This window comes from Enterovibrio norvegicus FF-33 (assembly GCF_000286835.2).
GTDB lineage: Bacteria > Pseudomonadota > Gammaproteobacteria > Enterobacterales > Vibrionaceae > Enterovibrio > Enterovibrio norvegicus_A.
Window position 1 is genome coordinate 1 of the sequence record NZ_AJYD02000008.1, and the last position, 2,196, is coordinate 2,196.

Annotated in this window: 1 rRNA gene; it reads right to left on the reverse strand. The window is 52.5% G+C overall.

Annotated elements, in window-relative coordinates:
- Positions 1-72: 72 nt before the first annotated feature.
- A 23S ribosomal RNA gene (locus tag A1OO_RS01565) occupies positions 73-2,196 on the reverse strand; the annotation flags it as partial.

Genomic DNA, 2,196 nt, shown 5'->3' on the forward strand with positions numbered 1-2,196 from the left:
CTGACTAGCTATATGCTCTCAATACACATTCAACGTTCTTATCTGAGTCCGCTAAAACCCCTTGGGTGTTGTATGGTTAAGCCTCACGGGCAATTAGTACAGGTTAGCTCAATGCCTCGCAGCACTTACACACCCTGCCTATCTACGTCGTAGTCTCCAACAACCCTTTAGGACACTTATAGTGTCAGGGATGACTCATCTCGAGGCTCGCTTCGCGCTTAGATGCTTTCAGCGCTTATCAATTCCGAACTTAGCTACCGGGCAATGCCACTGGCGTGACAACCCGAACACCAGAGGTTCGTCCACTCCGGTCCTCTCGTACTAGGAGCAGCCCCTCTCAATCATCCAACGCCCACGGCAGATAGGGACCGAACTGTCTCACGACGTTCTAAACCCAGCTCGCGTACCACTTTAAATGGCGAACAGCCATACCCTTGGGACCGACTTCAGCCCCAGGATGTGATGAGCCGACATCGAGGTGCCAAACACCGCCGTCGATATGAACTCTTGGGCGGTATCAGCCTGTTATCCCCGGAGTACCTTTTATCCGTTGAGCGATGGCCCTTCCATTCAGAACCACCGGATCACTATGACCTACTTTCGTACCTGCTCGAATTGTCATTCTCGCAGTCAAGCGGGCTTATGCCATTGCACTAACCTCACGATGTCCGACCGTGATTAGCCCACCTTCGTGCTCCTCCGTTACTCTTTGGGAGGAGACCGCCCCAGTCAAACTACCCACCAGGCACTGTCCGCAACCCCGATAAGGGGCCAACGTTAGAACATCAAGCATACAAGGGTGGTATTTCAAGATTGCCTCCACACATCTAGCGACGATGCTTCAAAGGCTCCCACCTATCCTACACATGTAGGGTCAATGTTCAGTGCCAAGCTGTAGTAAAGGTTCACGGGGTCTTTCCGTCTAGCCGCGGGTACACAGCATCTTCACTGCGATTTCAATTTCACTGAGTCTCGGGTGGAGACAGCGTGGCCATCATTACGCCATTCGTGCAGGTCGGAACTTACCCGACAAGGAATTTCGCTACCTTAGGACCGTTATAGTTACGGCCGCCGTTTACCGGGGCTTCGATCAAGAGCTTCTCCGAAGATAACCCCATCAATTAACCTTCCGGCACCGGGCAGGCGTCACACCGTATACGTCATCTTTCGATTTTGCACAGTGCTATGTTTTTAATAAACAGTTGCAGCCACCTGGTATCTGCGACTGCCTCTAGCTCCATCCGCGAGGGACTTCACCGGAGGCAGCGTACCTTCTCCCGAAGTTACGGTACCATTTTGCCTAGTTCCTTCACCCGAGTTCTCTCAAGCGCCTTGGTATTCTCTACCCGACCACCTGTGTCGGTTTGGGGTACGATTCCTTATAACCTGAAGCTTAGAGGCTTTTCCCGGAAGCATGGCATCAATGACTTCATCACCGTAGTGACTCGACATCGTGTCTCAGTGTTAATAGCGTCCCGGATTTACCTAAGACACCCACCTACGCACTTGAACTTGGACAACCGTCGCCAAGCTCACCTAGCCTTCTCCGTCCCCCCATCGCAGTTATAAGCAGTACGGGAATATTAACCCGTTTCCCATCGACTACGCCTTTCGGCCTCGCCTTAGGGGTCGACTTACCCTGCCCCGATTAACGTTGGACAGGAACCCTTGGTCTTCCGGCGAGGAGGTTTTTCACCCCCTTTATCGTTACTCATGTCAGCATTCGCACTTCTGATACCTCCAGCAAACCTTACAGTTCACCTTCAACGGCTTACAGAACGCTCCCCTACCCAACAACTCCGAAGAGTTGATGCCGCAGCTTCGGTGTATCGCTTAGCCCCGTTACATCTTCCGCGCAGGCCGACTCGACCAGTGAGCTATTACGCTTTCTTTAAATGATGGCTGCTTCTAAGCCAACATCCTGGCTGTCTGAGCCTTCCCACATCGTTTCCCACTTAGCGATAACTTTGGGACCTTAGCTGGCGGTCTGGGTTGTTTCCCTCTCCACGACGGACGTTAGCACCCGCCGTGTGTCTCCCGGATAGTACTTACTGGTATTCGGAGTTTGCAAAGGGTTGGTAAGTCGGGATGACCCCCTAGCCTTAACAGTGCTCTACCCCCAGTAGTATTCGTCCGAGGCGCTACCTAAATAGCTTTCGGGGAGAACCAGCTATCTCCGAGTTTGATTGGCCTTTC